At 71.1% G+C, this 15,880-nt stretch carries 15 protein-coding genes; 8 read left to right on the top strand and 7 right to left on the bottom strand.

What is annotated here, in order from left to right:
- Positions 1-74: 74 nt before the first annotated feature.
- The 6 genes from BA062_RS29840 (at position 75) to BA062_RS29815 (ending at position 6,299) form a co-directional block, all read left to right on the top strand.
- The gene (locus BA062_RS29840) at positions 75-1,286 is read left to right on the top strand and encodes an alpha-hydroxy acid oxidase (RefSeq protein WP_110342399.1); all 1,212 of its coding nucleotides are present in this window, start codon (positions 75-77) and stop codon (positions 1,284-1,286) included.
- Between the two features lie 182 nt (positions 1,287-1,468).
- Positions 1,469-2,662 (top strand): PucR family transcriptional regulator, encoded by a 1,194-nt coding sequence (locus tag BA062_RS29835; protein WP_110342398.1) that lies wholly within the window; start codon positions 1,469-1,471, stop codon positions 2,660-2,662.
- A 141-nt stretch (positions 2,663-2,803) separates the two neighbouring features.
- Positions 2,804-3,718: an ACP S-malonyltransferase gene (locus BA062_RS29830; RefSeq protein WP_281271670.1), complete on the top strand. Its 915-nt coding sequence runs from the start codon at positions 2,804-2,806 to the stop codon at positions 3,716-3,718.
- On the top strand, positions 3,715-4,701 hold the full coding sequence (locus tag BA062_RS29825; protein ID WP_110342396.1) for a beta-ketoacyl-ACP synthase III: 987 nt from the start codon (positions 3,715-3,717) through the stop codon (positions 4,699-4,701). The genes BA062_RS29830 and BA062_RS29825 overlap by 4 nt, the downstream gene beginning before the upstream one ends.
- 73 nt (positions 4,702-4,774) lie before the next feature.
- The gene (locus tag BA062_RS29820; RefSeq protein ID WP_110342395.1) at positions 4,775-5,020 is read left to right on the top strand and encodes an acyl carrier protein; all 246 of its coding nucleotides are present in this window, start codon (positions 4,775-4,777) and stop codon (positions 5,018-5,020) included.
- A 31-nt stretch (positions 5,021-5,051) separates the two neighbouring features.
- Positions 5,052-6,299 (top strand): beta-ketoacyl-[acyl-carrier-protein] synthase family protein, encoded by a 1,248-nt coding sequence (locus BA062_RS29815; protein ID WP_110342394.1) that lies wholly within the window; start codon positions 5,052-5,054, stop codon positions 6,297-6,299.
- Positions 6,300-6,375: 76 nt separating this feature from the next.
- Here the strand turns inward: BA062_RS29815 and BA062_RS29810 are convergent, their stop codons facing one another.
- The 3 genes from BA062_RS29810 to BA062_RS29800 all read right to left on the bottom strand — a co-directional run bounded on the left by BA062_RS29810 (position 6,376) and on the right by BA062_RS29800 (position 9,177).
- Entirely contained in the window at positions 6,376-6,957 is a 582-nt protein-coding gene (locus BA062_RS29810) for a hypothetical protein (protein WP_245960069.1), read from the bottom strand.
- 22 nt (positions 6,958-6,979) lie between these two features.
- Complete coding sequence (locus BA062_RS29805; protein ID WP_110342392.1) at positions 6,980-7,471, bottom strand: DUF3145 domain-containing protein; 492 nt, start codon at positions 7,469-7,471, stop codon at positions 6,980-6,982.
- 236 nt (positions 7,472-7,707) lie between these two features.
- Positions 7,708-9,177 (bottom strand): S8 family peptidase, encoded by a 1,470-nt coding sequence (locus tag BA062_RS29800; RefSeq protein ID WP_110342391.1) that lies wholly within the window; start codon positions 9,175-9,177, stop codon positions 7,708-7,710.
- 171 nt (positions 9,178-9,348) lie between these two features.
- Here BA062_RS29800 and BA062_RS29795 point away from each other — a divergent pair, with 171 nt between their 5' ends.
- On the top strand, positions 9,349-10,707 hold the full coding sequence (locus BA062_RS29795; protein WP_110342390.1) for a hypothetical protein: 1,359 nt from the start codon (positions 9,349-9,351) through the stop codon (positions 10,705-10,707).
- Between the two features lie 3 nt (positions 10,708-10,710).
- Here BA062_RS29795 and BA062_RS29790 read toward each other — a convergent pair whose 3' ends face one another.
- Entirely contained in the window at positions 10,711-12,102 is a 1,392-nt protein-coding gene (locus tag BA062_RS29790) for a dihydrolipoyl dehydrogenase family protein (protein WP_110342389.1), read from the bottom strand.
- A 111-nt stretch (positions 12,103-12,213) separates the two neighbouring features.
- Here BA062_RS29790 and BA062_RS29785 point away from each other — a divergent pair, with 111 nt between their 5' ends.
- Positions 12,214-12,936, top strand: a complete 723-nt coding sequence (locus BA062_RS29785; RefSeq protein WP_110342388.1) for an Lsr2 dimerization domain-containing protein — start codon at positions 12,214-12,216, stop codon at positions 12,934-12,936.
- A 12-nt stretch (positions 12,937-12,948) separates the two neighbouring features.
- Here the strand turns inward: BA062_RS29785 and BA062_RS29780 are convergent, their stop codons facing one another.
- The 3 genes from BA062_RS29780 to BA062_RS29770 are packed head-to-tail and all read right to left on the bottom strand — an operon-like array spanning position 12,949 to position 15,766.
- Positions 12,949-14,337, bottom strand: a complete 1,389-nt coding sequence (locus BA062_RS29780) for an NAD(P)(+) transhydrogenase (Re/Si-specific) subunit beta (RefSeq protein WP_110342387.1) — start codon at positions 14,335-14,337, stop codon at positions 12,949-12,951.
- Entirely contained in the window at positions 14,334-14,648 is a 315-nt protein-coding gene (locus tag BA062_RS29775; RefSeq protein WP_110342386.1) for an NAD(P) transhydrogenase subunit alpha part 2, read from the bottom strand. Before BA062_RS29775 ends, BA062_RS29780 begins: the two co-directional genes overlap by 4 nt.
- Positions 14,648-15,766 (bottom strand): Re/Si-specific NAD(P)(+) transhydrogenase subunit alpha, encoded by a 1,119-nt coding sequence (locus BA062_RS29770; protein WP_110342385.1) that lies wholly within the window; start codon positions 15,764-15,766, stop codon positions 14,648-14,650. The genes BA062_RS29775 and BA062_RS29770 overlap by 1 nt, the downstream gene beginning before the upstream one ends.
- Positions 15,767-15,880: the final 114 nt, after the last annotated feature.

Raw genomic sequence — 15,880 nt, 5'->3', positions numbered from 1 at the left:
GTAGCACCCAACGACCCGTCGCCGGCCCTGCCGGCGACGGGTCGTCCCGTCAGCGGAGCGCAAAGGAGCGGACCGTGACCAAGCGCCGACTGCCGAGACCGGCCGAGCTCGCCGAGATCCTGCGGCCGAAGCCGTTCGTGGCCAATCCCACCGACCGGCGGCTCGCCGCCGCCCACACGATCGCCGACCTGCGCACGATCGCGCGCAGGCGCACACCGAGGGCCGTGTTCGACTACACCGACGGGGCCGCGGAGCTGGAGGACAGCCTTCGCCGCGCGCGGCAGGCGTTCCGCGGCGTCGAGTTCCGCCCGAACGTGCTGCGCGGCGTGTCCGATGTAGACACCAGCGTGGAGGTGCTCGGCAGGCGCTCGGAGCTGCCGTTCGCGTTCGCCCCCACCGGGTTCACGCGGATGATGCACCACGAGGGCGAGTCCGCGGTCGCGCGCGTCGCCCAGCGCAGCGGCATCCCGTACGCGCTCTCGACGATGGGCACGACGTCGATCGAGGACGTCGCCTCGGCGGCACCCGAGGCAAGGAAGTGGTTCCAGCTCTACGTGTGGCGCGATCACGGTGCGGGCGCCGAGCTCATGCGCAGGGCGTGGGATTCCGGCTACGACACGTTGCTGCTCACCGTCGACACCCCGGTCGGCGGGGCGCGCCTGCGGGACATGCGAAACGGGCTCACGATCCCGCCCGCGCTGACGCTGCGGACGTTCGTCGACGGCGCACTGCACCCCGCGTGGTGGTTCAACCTGCTCACCACCGAGCCGCTGTTGTTCGCCTCGCTGACGAGCTGGGGCGGCACGGCCGCGGAGCTCATCGACGAGATGTTCGACCCGACGCTCGGCTACGACGATCTCGCGTGGGTGCGGGAAAGCTGGCCCGGCAAGCTCGTGGTGAAAGGCATACAGAATCCAGCGGACGCCAGGGACGTGGTGAAGGCGGGCGCCGAGGCCGTGGTGCTGTCCAACCACGGCGGGCGCCAGCTCGACCGCGCGCCGACGCCACTGGAGCTGCTGCCCCCGACCCTGGACACCGTGGGCGGCGACGCCGAGGTGTGGGTGGACACGGGCATCCTCTCCGGCGGGGACATCGTCGCCGCGCTCGCGATGGGAGCCGACCTCTGCCTGGTCGGCAGGGCCTACCTGTACGGCCTCATGGCCGGCGGAGAGCGCGGCGTGCAACGGGCCGTGGACATCCTGCGCGGTGAGATCGTGCGCACCATGCAGTTGCTGGGCGCGCGCACGATCGGCGCGCTGAACCCCGGCCACGCCGTACTCCGCTGACCCGGGGAAAGGGGACCACGAAAGGGTGAGAACCCTTCCGTCCGGTGATCCACAAGGTCCATAGTGGAATCACCGGTGGGGACCGGGGAGACGAGACCGCCCGACGCAGCGAGAACCGCAGCGCGTCGGGCGGTCTCGTAATTTAGGGCCTGGCCTGCCAGGGACGTAGTATCGCAGTCACGATGGCACCCCCCAAACGGCAGCGCCTTTCCGCCAAGACCCTGCGCGAACTCGAACGAGCCTCCGGCCGCCTTGCGAAGGCAAGTGTCGCGGCCATGGAGGAACGCCTGCCGTGGTTCGGGCGGATGCCCGCGGACCAGCGGGCCAGTGTTCTGTTGATCACCCAGACCGGCGCGGCCGGGTTCGTCAGGTGGCTGCGCGACTCCAAGGAGGCGCTCAAGCTCACCACCGAGGCGTTCCGCGCCGCGCCCCGCGAGCTGTCGCGCTGGATCAGCCTGCGGCAGACCGTGGGCCTCGTGCGGCTGGCCATCGAGGTTTTCGAGGAGCAGCTGCCCGAGTTCGCCGCCAACGAGGAGGAGCGCGCCGCGCTCATCGAGGGCATCCTGCGCTACGGCCGCGAGGTCGCGTTCGCGGCGGCAAACTCCTACGCCGCGGCCGCCGAGGCGCGGGGCGCGTGGGACGCGCGCCTGGAGGCGCTCGTGGTGGACGGCATCGTGCGTGGCGACGCCGAGGAGTCGGTGCTGTCGAGGGCGGCCGCGCTGGGCTGGGACCCGGCGGCCGCTGCGACCGTGCTCGTGGGCAACCCGCCGTCGGACGACCCGCCGACCGTGGTGTTCGAAGTCCGCAGCAGGGCCGCGCGGGCCGGCCGCCCCGTGCTGCTCGGCGTGCAGGGCTCCCGGCTGGTCGTGGTGGTGGCAGGGCCGACCGAGGGCGGCCCGAGGGACCGCCCGATCCTGCCGACGCTGTCGACGGCGTTCGCCGAGGGACCCGTGGTCGCCGGCCCCACGGTCGGCAGCCTCGCGGAGGCCCACCACAGCGCCGTGGAGGCACTGTCCGGCCTGCGCGCGGTGGTCGGCTGGCCCTCGGCGCCGAGGCCCACCCGCTCGGTGGACCTGCTGCCCGAGCGCGCGCTCGCGGGCGACGCCGAGGCCGAGCGCCAGCTCATCGAGAGCATCGCGCGGCCGCTGGAGGACGCGGGGCCTGCACTGTTGGAGACCATCGAGACCTACCTCGAGAGCGGTGGCGTGCTGGAGACGTGCGCGCGGCAGCTGTTCGTGCACCCGAACACGGTGCGCTACCGGCTGCGCAAGGCCGCCGAGCTCACCGGCCGCAACGCGGGCGACCCGCGCGACGCGCTCGTGCTGCGCACGGCGCTCACGGTCGGCAGGCTCGCCCGGTCCCGCGGCCTGTGGTGACATCAGTCACAAAAGAACTGCCCGAACCCGACAATAGGTCCACGTCGGCGAGGGGCCACACTACCTGGCGTTTGTAGGCTCCCCACAACGTCACGCGACGGACTTCGTGACCCGTCGGCATCCCCCGCGACCGGGCCGGACGTGTTCCCTGAAGGGGTGATGGCACTTCTCTGCCCCGGACAGGGGTCGCAGGCTCCCGGAATGCTCACCCCCTGGCTCGAGCTCGACGGTGCCCGCGAGCGGGTACAGCAGTGGTCCGAGCGTGCCGGCCTCGATCTGCTGCGCCTCGGGACCGAGGCCGACGCCGAGGAGATCCAGGACACCGCCATCACGCAGCCGCTGATCGTGGCGCTGTCGCTGCTGGCCGCCGAGCACCTGCCCCAGGGCGTGCCCTCGGACGCGCCCGTGGCCGGGCACTCGGTCGGTGAGCTCGCCGCCGCCGCCATCGCCGGGGTGTTCTCCCCCGACGACGCCGTCGCGCTGGCCGCCGTCCGCGGCGCCGAGATGGCCAAGGCGTGCGCGATCGAACCCACCAGCATGGCCGCCGTGATGCTCGGCGAGCCCGAGCGCGTGGTCGCATGGCTGCACGAGAACGGGCTCGAGGCCGCCAACCAGAACGGCGCCGGCCAGATCGTCGCCTCCGGATCGGCAGCGCAGATCGAGAAGATCGTCGCCGACCCGCTGGAGGGCACCAAGGTGCGTCCCCTCAAGGTGGCGGGCGCCTTCCACACCAAGTACATGGCCCCCGCCGAGGAGGCGCTGCGGGCCCTCGCCGAGGAGATCACCCCCTCCGACCCGGTTCGCCCGCTGCTGTCCAACGCCGACGGCACCGTGGTGACCAGCGGCGGCGAGTACCTCGAGCGACTGGTGAAGCAGGTGACCCGGCCGGTGCGCTGGGACCTGACGATGCGTGAGCTCGCCGCTCTCGGTGTCACGAGCACCGTCGAGCTGCCGCCCGCCGGCACCCTGACCGGCCTGGTGAAGCGCGAGCTCAAGGGCACCGTCACCACGCTCGTCGCACTCAAGACCCCCGCGAACCTGGAGGATGTCCGATGACGGGTGGCCGACCGGCCATGAAGCTGCGGCAGGGACCCGCGGCAACGCGCATTCTCGGTGTCGGCAGCACGCAGCCCGACAAGATCGTCACCAACGACGACCTCTCGCAGCTCATGGACACCAACGACCAGTGGATCCGCGAGCGCGTCGGCATCGTCGAGCGCCGGTTCGCCGAGAAGGAAGAGCTGCTGGTCGACATGGCCGTCACCGCGGGCGCCAAAGCGCTCGCCGACGCGGGCACCGATCCCTCCGAAGTGGACACGGTGATCGTGCCGAACTGCACGATGCCCTCGCCCATTCCCAACGCCGCGGGCCAGGTGGCCGAGCGCATCGGCATCAAGGCCGCCGGTGCGTTCGACCTCAACGCCGCGTGCGCGGGCTTCTGCTACGGCCTCGGCGTGGCCTCCGACCTCATCCGCTCCGGTTCAGCGGGCAAGGCGCTGGTGATCGGCGCGGAGAAGCTCACCGACGTGGTGGACCCGCAGGACCGCTCCACGGCGATCATCTTCGCCGACGGCGCCGGTGCCGCACTGGTCGGTCCCTCCGAGGAGCCGGGCATCGGCCCGGTGGCGTGGGGCAGCGCGGGCGACCTCGTCGACATGATCTACATGCGGGAGCACCGCTACCTCTTCCAGGAGGGGCAGGCCGTCTTCCGCTGGGCCACCACGCAGATCGCGCCGATCGCCATGCGCGCCGTGGAACTCGCGGGGCTTGAGCTGTCCGATGTGGACGTGCTCATCCCCCACCAGGCGAACCTGCGGATCGTCGAGGCGATCGCCAAGCGGCTGCGGGCGAAGGGCGCCAGGGACGACCTGGTGGTCGCCGACGACATCCGCTACTCCGGCAACACCTCGTCGGCCTCGATCCCCATCGCGCTGGACCACATGCGCGCGGCGGGCACCGTGAAGACCGGCGACGTGGTGCTGCTGGTCGGCTTCGGCGCCGGCCTCTCCTACGCGGGCCAGGTCGTCATCTGCCCGTGATACTCCCGCCCCGCGGCGGACGCGTTAAGGTCCGTCGCAAGCGCAAGCGCTTCGATTAGGAAGGAAACCGCCAGTGGCAGACAAAGAAGAGATCCTGTCCGGCCTCGCCGAGATCGTCGAAGAGGTCGCCGGTGTGGCGCAGGACGACGTGAGCACGGAGAAGTCGTTCGTGGACGACCTCGACATCGACTCGCTGTCCATGGTGGAGATCGCCGTGCAGGCCGAGGACAAGTTCGGGGTCAAGATCCCGGACGACGAGCTCGCGAACCTCAAGACCGTCGGGGACGCCGTCGACTACGTCGCGGCGAACTCCAAGTAACAATTCGGTTGGCTACCTCGGGGAGACTGCAATGAGCAACATCGACGTGGTGATCACCGGGCTCGGCGCCACCACGCCGCTCGGCGGGGACGTCACGTCCACCTGGGACGGCCTCATCGCGGGCCGCAGTGGCGTCCGCACCATCGAGGCCGACTGGGTCGAGCGCTTCGACCTCCCGGTGAAGATCGGCGCGACTCTCGCCGAGGAGCCGACGGAAACGATCCCGCGCGTGCAGGCTCGCAGGCTGGACCGCTGCGAGCAGGTCGCGATCGTCGCGGCACGGCAGGCCTGGGCGGACGCCGGGTTCGCCGAGCAGACCGACGAGCACACGGACGTGGAGCCGGAGCGGCTCGGCGTCACGATCGGCTCCGGCATCGGCGGCCCGGTCACGCTGCTCACCCAGGACGACCTGCTCGAGGAGCACGGCATCCGCAAGGTGTCGCCGCTGACGGTGCCGATGCTCATGCCGAACGGGCCGGCCGCGCACGTGGGGATCGAGCTCAAGGCCCGCGCCGGAGTGCACTCGCCCGCCTCGGCGTGTGCCTCCGGTGCGGAAGGCATCGCGACCGGGTTCCAGATGATCCAGTCGGGCCGGGCCGACGTCGTGGTCGCGGGCGGTGCGGAGGCCTGCATCGCCCCGATCACCATCGCCGGCTTCGCGCAGTCGAGGACCGTCTCGACGCGCAACGACGACCCGGAGCATGCGTCGCGCCCGTTCGACACGGGCCGGGACGGTTTCGTGCTCGGCGAGGGTGCCGGCGCCGTCGTGCTGGAGCGTGCCGACCGGGCCGCGGCCCGCGGCGCGCGGGTGTACGCACGGCTGAGCGGCTTCGGCATCACCTCGGACGCCTACCACATCACGGGCAACCACCCCGAGGGCATCGGCCAGATCGCGGCGATGAACCACGCGATCCAGATGGCCGGCCTGACGCCGAGCGACGTCGGGCACGTCAACGCGCACGCGACCTCCACGGTCGTCGGTGACGTGGGCGAGGCGGCTGCCATCCGCAAGGCGGTGGGCGACCACCCGGTGGTCACCGCGCCGAAGAGCGCGCTCGGTCACCTGGTCGGCGGCGCGGGCGCGGTGGAGGGCATCATCGCGATCCTGTCGATCTACCACGGGCTCGTGCCTGCCACGCTGAACCTGGAGAACCTGGACCCGAAGGTCGACCTCGACGTCGTGTCCGGCGAGGCCCGCAAGGTGGAGCTGACCGCCGCGATCAGCAACTCCTTCGGCTTCGGAGGCCACAACACGGCCCTCCTCTTCACCCGGGCCTGACCCAGCCGCTGTCCCCCAAGGCCACCTTTGTTGCGTTGTACGCAACAAAGGTGGCCTTGGGTGCTTCTGGCATACCTCAGCAGGCGGAGCGTTCGGGGATGGTGCCGGCCGGGACGGTGTCCAGCTTCCACTCGCCATCCTCACGCACCAGCGGGAACGCCAGCCGCCAGCGGATACACGGCTCGAGCAGGTCCGGCGGGGCGTCGGTCACGTCCTGTGTGCTCGTGAAGCCCACCAGTACCGTGAGCCGCTGATCCGGCGCCGCCTCCAGGCGATACACGCGGACGCTGCCGTCCTTGGTGCTGCGGTAGTTGGCCAGCCATTCCCTGCGCGGCTGCGCCTGCACCCGCTCGGCGACGACCGTGGTGGTCCAGAGGTCGTAGTCGCGGCCGTTGATGGCGTCGAAATGGGCCTGCAGCAGCTGCCGCACGGGTTCCGCCTCGGGGTGTGCCGCGGCGTCGGCGTTGAGCTCCACGGTGCGCGGCCCCGGCTGCTGCCGCGGGGAGAGCGACGGCGTGGTCGGCTGGCTCGCCGCCACCTCCTCGTCGTCGGGCGGCTGGTACACCTCACGCGCCAGCAGACCGCCGCCGACCGTCAGCGACACCACCACGATGAGCACGGGCACGAGCCAGCGCGGGCGAGGCGGACCTGAGGGCACGCCGCAAGGGTAACCAGGTGGTTCAGCCCACCTGGTGCAACCAGGTGACGGGCGCGCCGTCGCCCGCGTGGCGGAACGGCTCGAGTGCCTCGTCCCAGCTCGCGCCCAGCAGTTCGTCGAGCTTGTGCGCGAGCTGCTCGCCCGCCCTGCTCCGCGACACGAGGCTGCGCAGCTGGTCCTCGCCCACCACGATGTCACCGTTGGCGCTGGTGCGCGCGTGCCAGAGCCCGAGGCCGGGCGCGTAACAGATGCGCTGGCCGTCGACGCCGGGACTGGGTTCCTCGGTGACCTCGAACCGGATCATGGGCCACGCCTTGAGCGCCCCGGCGAGCTTGCCGGCCATTCCTGCGGGCGCGCGCCAGTCACACTCGGCGCGGAGCTGCCCTGGGGCGGCAGGCTGCGCCGTCCACTGCAACTCCACGCGGACACCCAGAGTGCCCGAGATCGCCCACTCGACGTGCGGACAAACCGCAGACGGCGACGAGTGGACGTACACCACGCCACGAGTGCTCACTGCTGACCTCCGCTGCTCGACGAGGGGCGTCTTCCCCTACGACCTCGCGAACCACGAAGATCCGAAAGTGCTGTGACACTCATGGGTCATTCTGCACGTAGCTCACCCATTTGACCACATGAGCACCAGAAATCACACCGGTCGGTGAGCATTCCAGGGAGGAGCAAGGGAGCTTTACTCCCGTCAAACGAGAGCAAAGCTCCCTTGCTCACCCGGAGACCACACCGGCGGGTGAGTCAGGCGGGTCCGGCGCCGAGCGCGGTCGCGGCGGGGACCACGTCGACGAGTCCGGTGCCCTTGTCGAAGCTGGACGTGTAGGGCCCGTCCTGCTGGTACGGAGCCCCGTCCCGGTACTTGTACGCCGTCGACTTGAGCGCGTGCTCGATCTCGCCCGGTGTGGCGTCCGGCTTCGCCTGGAAGAGTTGCGCCACGATGCCGGTGATCTGCGGCGCCGCCATCGACGTCCCGCTGATCACGTTGTACGTGCCCAGATCCAGGGGGCCGGGACCGTTGACGGGCTGCAGACCTGTCGAGCAGATCACCAGGTACGGCCTGCACGTGGACAGGATGTTCTCCCCCGGCGCCGAGATGTCCGGCCAGCTCTGCCGCACGTCCGCCGCGCCCCGCGAGGAGTAGTCCGACACCGTGCCGTCGCGCGTGCCCGTGCCCTGGTCGTTGTACGAGGCGACCGACACGATGCCCGGCGTCGGGTCCTGCCCGGCCGGGTTGGACAGGTTCTCGCTCCCGTCGCCGCCGTCGTTGCCATTGGCCCAGACCGTCACCACACCCTCGGCGGCCAGCGCGCGTTGCAGTTTCACGGTCGCCGACTGCGGGTCGTACTCGCCGCCGCCGCTGGGCCCGTAGGAGTTGTTGATCACCTTGATCGGCGGGCACGCCTGTGGGGACACGCCCGCGCCGCACGGCGCCCGGTGGTTCTCCAGCACCCAGTTCAGTGCCGCGTCGGTGCCGAGCACGACGAGCGCCGCGCCGGTGGAGATCGACACGATCTTCGAACCCGGCGCCGAACCACCCACTCGGGTGCCACCCGGGAGGGTGAGATCATTACCCGCCGCGATGCCGGTGACGTGCGTGCCGTGGCCGCCGAGTGAAAGCGTGTCCGTGTCCACCGTGTTCGGCAGGCGCGTGATGCAGCCGGTCGCCGTGCCCTGCAGGCACAGGCTCTTCAGGTTGGCGACCACACGGCTCGTGCCGTCGGGCCCACGGAACGCGGGGTGCGTCGGGTCCACCCCGGTGTCGATCACCGCCACGCTCACGCCGCTGCCGTCGAGCGAGCGGCCGTCGGCTCCGGTCAGCGTCTCCCTGGCCTCCAGCGCACGCGTCGCCGTGGTGCCCGTGCTGGCGTAGACGCGCACCGGGTCGTTGTTCTCGACGTAGGTGACGCCCTGCGCCGAGCGCACCGCGCGCACCTGGTCGGCGGTGCCCGATGCGGCGACCACACCGATGCGGGAGAAGCTCGTGATCCTGGTCAGTCCCGCCGAGCGCACCGCGCTCTCTGCCGAGGCGAGATCGGTCCCATGCACGAGCGCCGTCACGGGCACCGTCCCGGACGCCGAGGACAGCAGCGCGGCGAGCGTGTCCGACACGGGTGCGGGCGGCTCCCCTGCCTGCACAGGGGTGACACCGGACAACGCGAGCACCGCGGCGGACGCGGCGATCCACAGTGGCCGGAGAGAGCGTGAGCGCATCTCATCCTCCAAAACGGAGAGATCAACAGTGACCTACCAACGAGTAATTACTCAACTAGGTGACGGTGATCACTGTCAATGACTACCGTCCGCATCCGGTGCTGCGCGTACGGCCAGGCACCTTGTCGCGCTAGCGTGTGAGCGCGAGGCACGGCTGCAGGGGAGGTTCGCGTGCGACTCGTCCGGTTTCCTCGGCAACCCACCCGGGTCTCCGAGGACATCCGCGCCGCGCTCGCGTCGCTCGGCCGGGGCCGCAACGTCGTCGGCGGCGTCGCGCTCGCCGGCGTCCAGCCCGAAGGCGCACCCCAGGCCGTCGACGCCGTGCTGATCGTGCCCGGCGGCGTGCTCGTCGTGGTCGGCGTCGACCTGCCCGACCCCGCGATGCGCCTCGACGCGCCGCTGGACGGTCGATGGCGGACCGACGGCTGGCCGCTCGTCAGCACGGACGAGGCCGTGAACCCCGGCATCGAGGCACTCGCGCTCGCCGCCACGGTCGCCGAACGCGTCCGCGCCGTCGAACCGGACGCCACGCTGGGCACGGTGATCGCGGTCGGCCCGTTCGTCGAGACCGTCGAGCAGCCGCCCGCCGACCTCACCGGCCCCGTTCGCGTCGTCCACCCGACGCCGACGAGCATGCTCGCGGCCGCCGTGTCGCTCGCCTCGGCGGAGCAGCCGTTCACGGCGCGGCAGGTCCGCGCGCTCGTCCGGGCGCTGGAGCCCACGGCACCGGAGCAGGACGACGAGACGCTCGCCGCCGAGGGGTTCACCACCGAGGAACACCCGCTCGCGCTCGCGCCCGAGACGGTGCCGATCGAGCATCCGACCAGGCCAGAGGGCACGCCCGTTCCCGTGACCGTGGCCGTCAACCCCGAGCGGCCACGCCCTCCACGGCCCGCTCCCCTGCCCAGCCCGCTCCCGGCGCCGGCCCCCGCTCCGGCTCCACCCCCGGCCCCCACGCCGCGGTCGCAGCGGGTGCGCTGGCAGCCGCTCGCCGCGGCGGGCGCCTTCGTCGCCGTGGTCGGCGCGGTGCTCGCGCTCGTGCTCACGCGGGGCGGCGAGGACGAGGCGCCACCCGTCACGCCGACGGCTGTGACGACGGCGGGCGGCGTGGAGTTCACCGAGCGCGCCGCGGGCGCCGACGACGACTGCGCCCCGCATGCGACCGGCGACCTCCAGGTCGCGCTGGAGGAGTCCGGCTGCACCGGGGTGCGCAGGGCCAGCTTCGACACCACCGTCGACGGCACGACGGTGGCCGTGTCCGTCGCCGCGCTGGCGTTTGCCGACGAGGCGAGCGCACAGGAGTTCCTCCAGCTCGCCGACACCCCCGGCAGCGGAACGATCATCGACTTCGCCACCGAGACCAGGCGCTGGCCCGGCGACGTCCCCGCGTTCGCCAACGCCGCCTACGCGGGCGCGCTCGACGGCAGCACCGTCCGGCTCGTGCTCACGTGCCTGCTCGACGGAGCCTCGCGGCCCGACGACCCCCGCCTCACCGACACCGCCAAGGCCGCGCTGAAACTGCCGCTGTGACGGCTACAGGCCGTACTCCTCCAGGAGCCGCAGCCAGACCTCGCTGATCGTGGGGAACGCGGGCACCGCGTGCCACAGCCGCCGCAGCGGCACCTCGCCCACCACCGCGATGGTCGCCGCGTGCAGCATCTCCGCCACGTCCTGGCCCACGAACGTGACCCCGAGCAGCACCTCCCGCTCGGTGTCGACGACGATGCGCGCCTTGCCGGTGTAGCCGTCGGCGTGCAAGGCCGACCCGGCCACAGCGATGTCGAGGTCGAGCACCCGGTGCCGGTCACTCTCCCCCTCGGTCAGGCCGACCGACGCCACCTCGGGGTCGGTGAACACCACCTGCGGCACGGCGTGGTGGTCGGCGGTCGCCGTGTAACGGCTCCACGGAGTGGTGTCGACCGGCCGCCCCGCGGCCTTCGCGGCCAGCACGTCGCCCACCGCCCTCGCGGCGTACTTTCCCTGGTGGGTCAGCAAAGCCCGGCCGGTGACGTCCCCGGCGGCGTACAGCCATTCACCGTCCACTCCCGACACCAAGCCGGTGTCGTCGACCTCGAGCGGATCGCCGGGAGTGAGGCCGACCACGTCGAGGCCGAGGTCGTCGGTCGCCGGGCGGCGGCCCGTCGCGACGAGCAGCTCGTCGGCATCCAGCGTCGTGCCGCCGGACAGCTCCACGCGCACCTTTCCCTCTACAGTGGACACACGTTCGGCACGGGTCTCCGTGTGCAGGCGCACGCCGTCCGCGCGCAGGCCTTCAGCCACGGCGTCACCCGCGAAGTCCGGGTAGCGCGGCAACGGTCGCGGGCCCGTCGCGATCAGCTCCACCCGCGCGCCGAGGCGCGCCCACGCCTGCGACATCTCGGCCCCGACCACCCCTGCGCCCAGCACGACGAGCGTGCCGGGCACCCGCGAGGCCGACGTCGCCTCGCGCGAGGTCCACACGTGCACGGCATCGAGCCCTTCCACCGGCGGTTTCCTGGGCACACTTCCCGTGCACACGACCACCCCGTGCTTGGCGCCGAGCACCGAACCGTCGCCGAGCGTGACCTCGCGCTCACCGGTGATCCGGGCGCGACCGCGTACCGCCTCGACGTCGGCACCGCGCGCCCAGTCGACCTGGCTTCCGTCGTCCCAGTTCGACACGAACGCGTCCCTGCGCGCGAACACCTCGGCCGGGTCGAGCCGGGCACCCTCGGCGACGCCGGGCATCCTGCGCACCGCCGCGAGGAGATTTCCCGGTCGTAGCAAGGCTTTACTCGGCATGCACGCCCAGTACGAGCACTCACCGCCGAAGCGTTCGTGCTCGACCAGCGCGGCCGTGAGCCCGCCCTGGACCGCCCGCGCGGCGACGTTCTCGCCGACCGCGCCGCCGCCGATCACCACCACGTCGAAAGTCCGCTCAGCCATGCCTCGAGCGCACACCACGCGCGCCGGTCCCGCAACCTGGGCGCCACACAAGGGAAAGCGCGCTGCCGCTATCCTTGCCGCGCACACGGTTTCGGTACGGGGAGGTCATTCATGGCCAGGAGCACGGCGGTCGAGCTGCTCGACGACATCAACGGTGAACCCGCGCAGGAGACGGTCCGGTTCGCGTTGGACGGCGTCGAGTACGACATCGACCTCTCCGGCGAGAACGCGGAAAGCCTCCGCGAGGTACTGGACCGCTACGTGCGCGGTGGCCGCCGCACCGGCGGCCGCAAGCGCGCACCCCGCATCATCGGCACGGCGAAGCGGCGCGGCACCCGCGGGAGCACCACCGCGAAGAAGCCCGCCACGGGCACGACGGCGAGGAAATCGGCCCCGACCACGAAGTCCGCCCCCAAGACCGCCGCGAAGAAGGCCGCCGCACCGAAGAAGGCCGCGGCTTCCGCCACCGCGAAGCCCTCCTCGCGGGGCCGTACCGCGAAGGCGGCGACGAGTACGCGCACCACCACCGCCGAGAAGAGCGCGGCAGCGAAAACCACGAAAAGCGCCGCCGCGAAAACCACGAAGGCGAAGACCACCACCGCGAAGACCGCAACGGCCAAGACCGCGGCTGCCAAGCGGACGACCACCAAGAGCGCCCCGGCGAAAAGCGCCACCGCCACGAAGGCCAGCGCGAAAACGGTGACCGCGAAGAAGGCACCGAAATCCGCCGCCCCGAAATCGCCCGCCGCGAAGAAGACCGGTGCCAGGAAAGGCGGCGGGACCTCGGCCTCGGCCAAGGTCCCGCAGGTCACCTTCTCCGCGGCGGCTCAGTGAGCCGCCGCGGCGTCACAACGCCTTGAGCTCTTCCACGATCTCGGCCACCGACGATTTGGCGTCGCCGAAGAGCATGGCCGTTTTCGGGTCGTAGAACAGCTCGTTGTCGATTCCGGCGAACCCGGAACTCATCGAGCGCTTCAGCACGATCACCGAACGGCTGGAGTTCACGCTGAGAATCGGCATTCCGTAGATCGGCGAGCTCGGATCGGACTGTGCCGCCGGATTGGTCACGTCGTTCGCACCGATCACCAGAGCGACGTCGGTCTGCGGGAACTGCGAGTTGCTCTCGTCCATCTCCTTGAGGCTTTCGTACGGAACGTCCGCTTCGGCGAGGAGCACGTTCATGTGGCCGGGCATGCGACCGGCCACCGGGTGGATGGCGTAGAGCACCTCGATGCCCTTGCTCTCCAGCAGGTCGGCCATCTCGCGCACGGCGTGCTGCGCCTGCGCCACGGCCATGCCGTAGCCGGGCACCACCATCACCTTGCTCGCGTAGGCCATCTGGATCGCGGCGTCGCCGGCGCTGGTGCTGCGCACCGGCCGTTGCTCGCCCGAGCCGCCGCCCGCCGCGACCGCGGTGCCGCCGCCGAACCCGCCCGCGACGATCGCCGGGATCGACCGGTTCATCGCCTTCGCCATGAGGTTGGTGAGGATGGAGCCGGACGCGCCGACGATCATGCCGGCCACGATCAGCGCGGTGTTGTCGAGTGCGAGGCCCATCGCCGCGGCCGAGAGCCCGGTGAACGCGTTGAGCAGGGAGATCACCACGGGCATGTCGGCACCGCCGATGGGCAGCACCACCATCACGCCGAGGAACGCGGAGGCCACGAGCACCCCGATGATCAGCCACTCGGAGCCGCCGCCGGAGGCGATCGCGACGGCACACGCGAGCGCGCCGACCACGAGGAGCACGTTGAGCGGCTGCTGGAGCCTGCCGACGCTGATGGGCCGCCCGGAGATCAGCTCCTGTAACTTGCCGAACGCGATGTTGGAGCCCCAGAAGGACACCGAACCCACGATCGCGGCGAACAGCGAGGCGATCGCGACGTACAGGGGCTCGTGCGCGTAGCCGTCCGTGGTGCGGAACTCGACCCACGCGATCAACGCGACCGCACCACCGCCGACACCGTTGAACAGGGCCACCATCTGCGGCATCGCGGTCATCTTCACCTGCCGCGCGGCGGGGACGCCGACCACGGTGCCCAGCACGATGCCGAGCGCGATGAGCCACCAGTTGCCCATGCCGGGCAGCAACAGCGTCGCGATCACGGCGATCGCCATGCCGACGGCCGCGATCCAGTTGCCGCGCACCGCGGTGCGCGGGCCGGTGAGGCCCATGAGGCCGTAGATGAAGAGCGCGAACGCGATGATGTAGAGGATCGAGACGAAGGTGGTCACTTCTTCGCCTCCTTGGCGGCGTCCTGCTGCTCCTTGGGCTTCTCCTTGAACATCCCGAGCATGCGGTCGGTGACGAGGAACCCGCCGACGACGTTGATCGTGCCGAAGGCGATGGCGATGACGAGCAGGATCTTGTTGAGCACCCCGTCGGCGCCCATGCCGAGCACGATCAGGCCACCGAGCAGCACGATGCCGTGGATGGCGTTGGTGCCGGACATCAATGGCGTGTGGAGCGTGTTGGGCACCTTGGAGATCACGGCGAAGCCGACGAACCCGGCGAGCACCAGCACGGCGAGGCTTTCGACCAGCATCAGTTCACCTCCTCGTCGCGGCCGGCGACGCACGCACCGGCCACCACCTCGTCGGAGAAGTCGATCGCGAGCTTGCCGTCGGTGTCGACGATCAGCTCCAGCAGCTCGGTGAGGTTGCGCGCGTAGAGCTCGCTCGCGTGCACGGGCATCTCGGCGGGCAGGTTGAGCGGGGAGCAGATCGTCACGTCGTGGGCGACGATGTCCTTGCCCGGATCGGTGAGCTCGCAGTTGCCGCCGGTCTCCCCGGCCATGTCGACGATCACGCTGCCCGCCTTCATGCCGCGCACGGCTTCCGCGGTGACGAGCGTGGGCGCCTTGCGGCCGGGCACGAGCGCCGTGGTGATCACGACGTCGAAGCCGCCGATCGCCTCGGTGAGCCGCTGTTGTTGCCGCGCCCGCTCCTCTTCGGTCAGCTCACGCGCGTAGCCGCCCTCGCCCGCGGCCTCGATGCCGAGGTCGAGCCACTGGGCGCCCACCGAGCGCACCTGCTCGGCGACCTCGGGCCGCACGTCGTACCCGGTCGCCTGCGCGCCGAGCCGTTTCGCCGTGGCCAGCGCCTGCAGGCCTGCGACACCGACGCCGAGCACGAGCGCCTTCGCGGGCGGCACGGTGCCCGCCGCGGTGGTGAGCATCGGGAAGAATTTCGGCAGTCGCTGCGCCGCGAGCAGCACGGCCCGGTACCCCGCGACGTTGGCCTGCGACGAGAGCGCGTCCATCCCCTGCGCGCGGGAGATGCGCGGGATGGACTCGACGGCGAAGGCGGTGATGCCCGCCTTCTTCATGGCGGCCACCTCGTCGGTGTTGGTGAGCGGGGCGAGGAACCCGATGAGCACGGTCCCCGGCTTGAGCCGCTCGATGTCGGCGATGCTCGGCGGCACCACGGTGAGCACGATGTCGGCGCTCCACGCGTCGCCCGTGGTTGCGCCTGCTTCCGTGAACACGTCGTCGGCGAGCTGGGCGCCCGCTCCGGCCCCCGGCTCGACAACCACCTTGAGCCCGCGTCTGGTCAGTCGTTCGATGAGTTTCGGCACCAGCGCGACTCTGCGCTCACCCGGCTTGGTCTCCTTGACCACGCCGATCGTCAACGTCGATCCAGTCGGCGATTCAGTCTCGGTCACCTTGGCGTCCTCTCGGGCCTGCGGTCCGGCGTGGTGACCATACTGGACGACAACGTTATCCAGATCACGTGAGGAGTGTCGCAATCACCACAGTTTCGCATACAGTATGCACTA

The organism is Prauserella flavalba, from assembly GCF_003202235.1.
Classification (GTDB): Bacteria; Actinomycetota; Actinomycetes; order Mycobacteriales; family Pseudonocardiaceae; genus Prauserella_A; species Prauserella_A flavalba.
This window is presented reverse-complemented; position numbering and strand designations above follow the sequence as displayed.

Coding starts and splice junctions, on each gene's coding strand:
- BA062_RS29835 (WP_110342398.1), top strand. CDS start 1,469: ATGGCACCCCCCAAACGGCAGCGCCTTTCCGCCAAGACCCTGCGCGAA.
- BA062_RS29825 (WP_110342396.1), top strand. CDS start 3,715: ATGACGGGTGGCCGACCGGCCATGAAGCTGCGGCAGGGACCCGCGGCA.
- BA062_RS29815 (WP_110342394.1), top strand. CDS start 5,052: ATGAGCAACATCGACGTGGTGATCACCGGGCTCGGCGCCACCACGCCG.
- BA062_RS29800 (WP_110342391.1), bottom strand. CDS start 9,177: ATGCGCTCACGCTCTCTCCGGCCACTGTGGATCGCCGCGTCCGCCGCG.
- BA062_RS29790 (WP_110342389.1), bottom strand. CDS start 12,102: ATGGCTGAGCGGACTTTCGACGTGGTGGTGATCGGCGGCGGCGCGGTC.
- BA062_RS29785 (WP_110342388.1), top strand. CDS start 12,214: ATGGCCAGGAGCACGGCGGTCGAGCTGCTCGACGACATCAACGGTGAA.
- BA062_RS29775 (WP_110342386.1), bottom strand. CDS start 14,648: ATGCTGGTCGAAAGCCTCGCCGTGCTGGTGCTCGCCGGGTTCGTCGGC.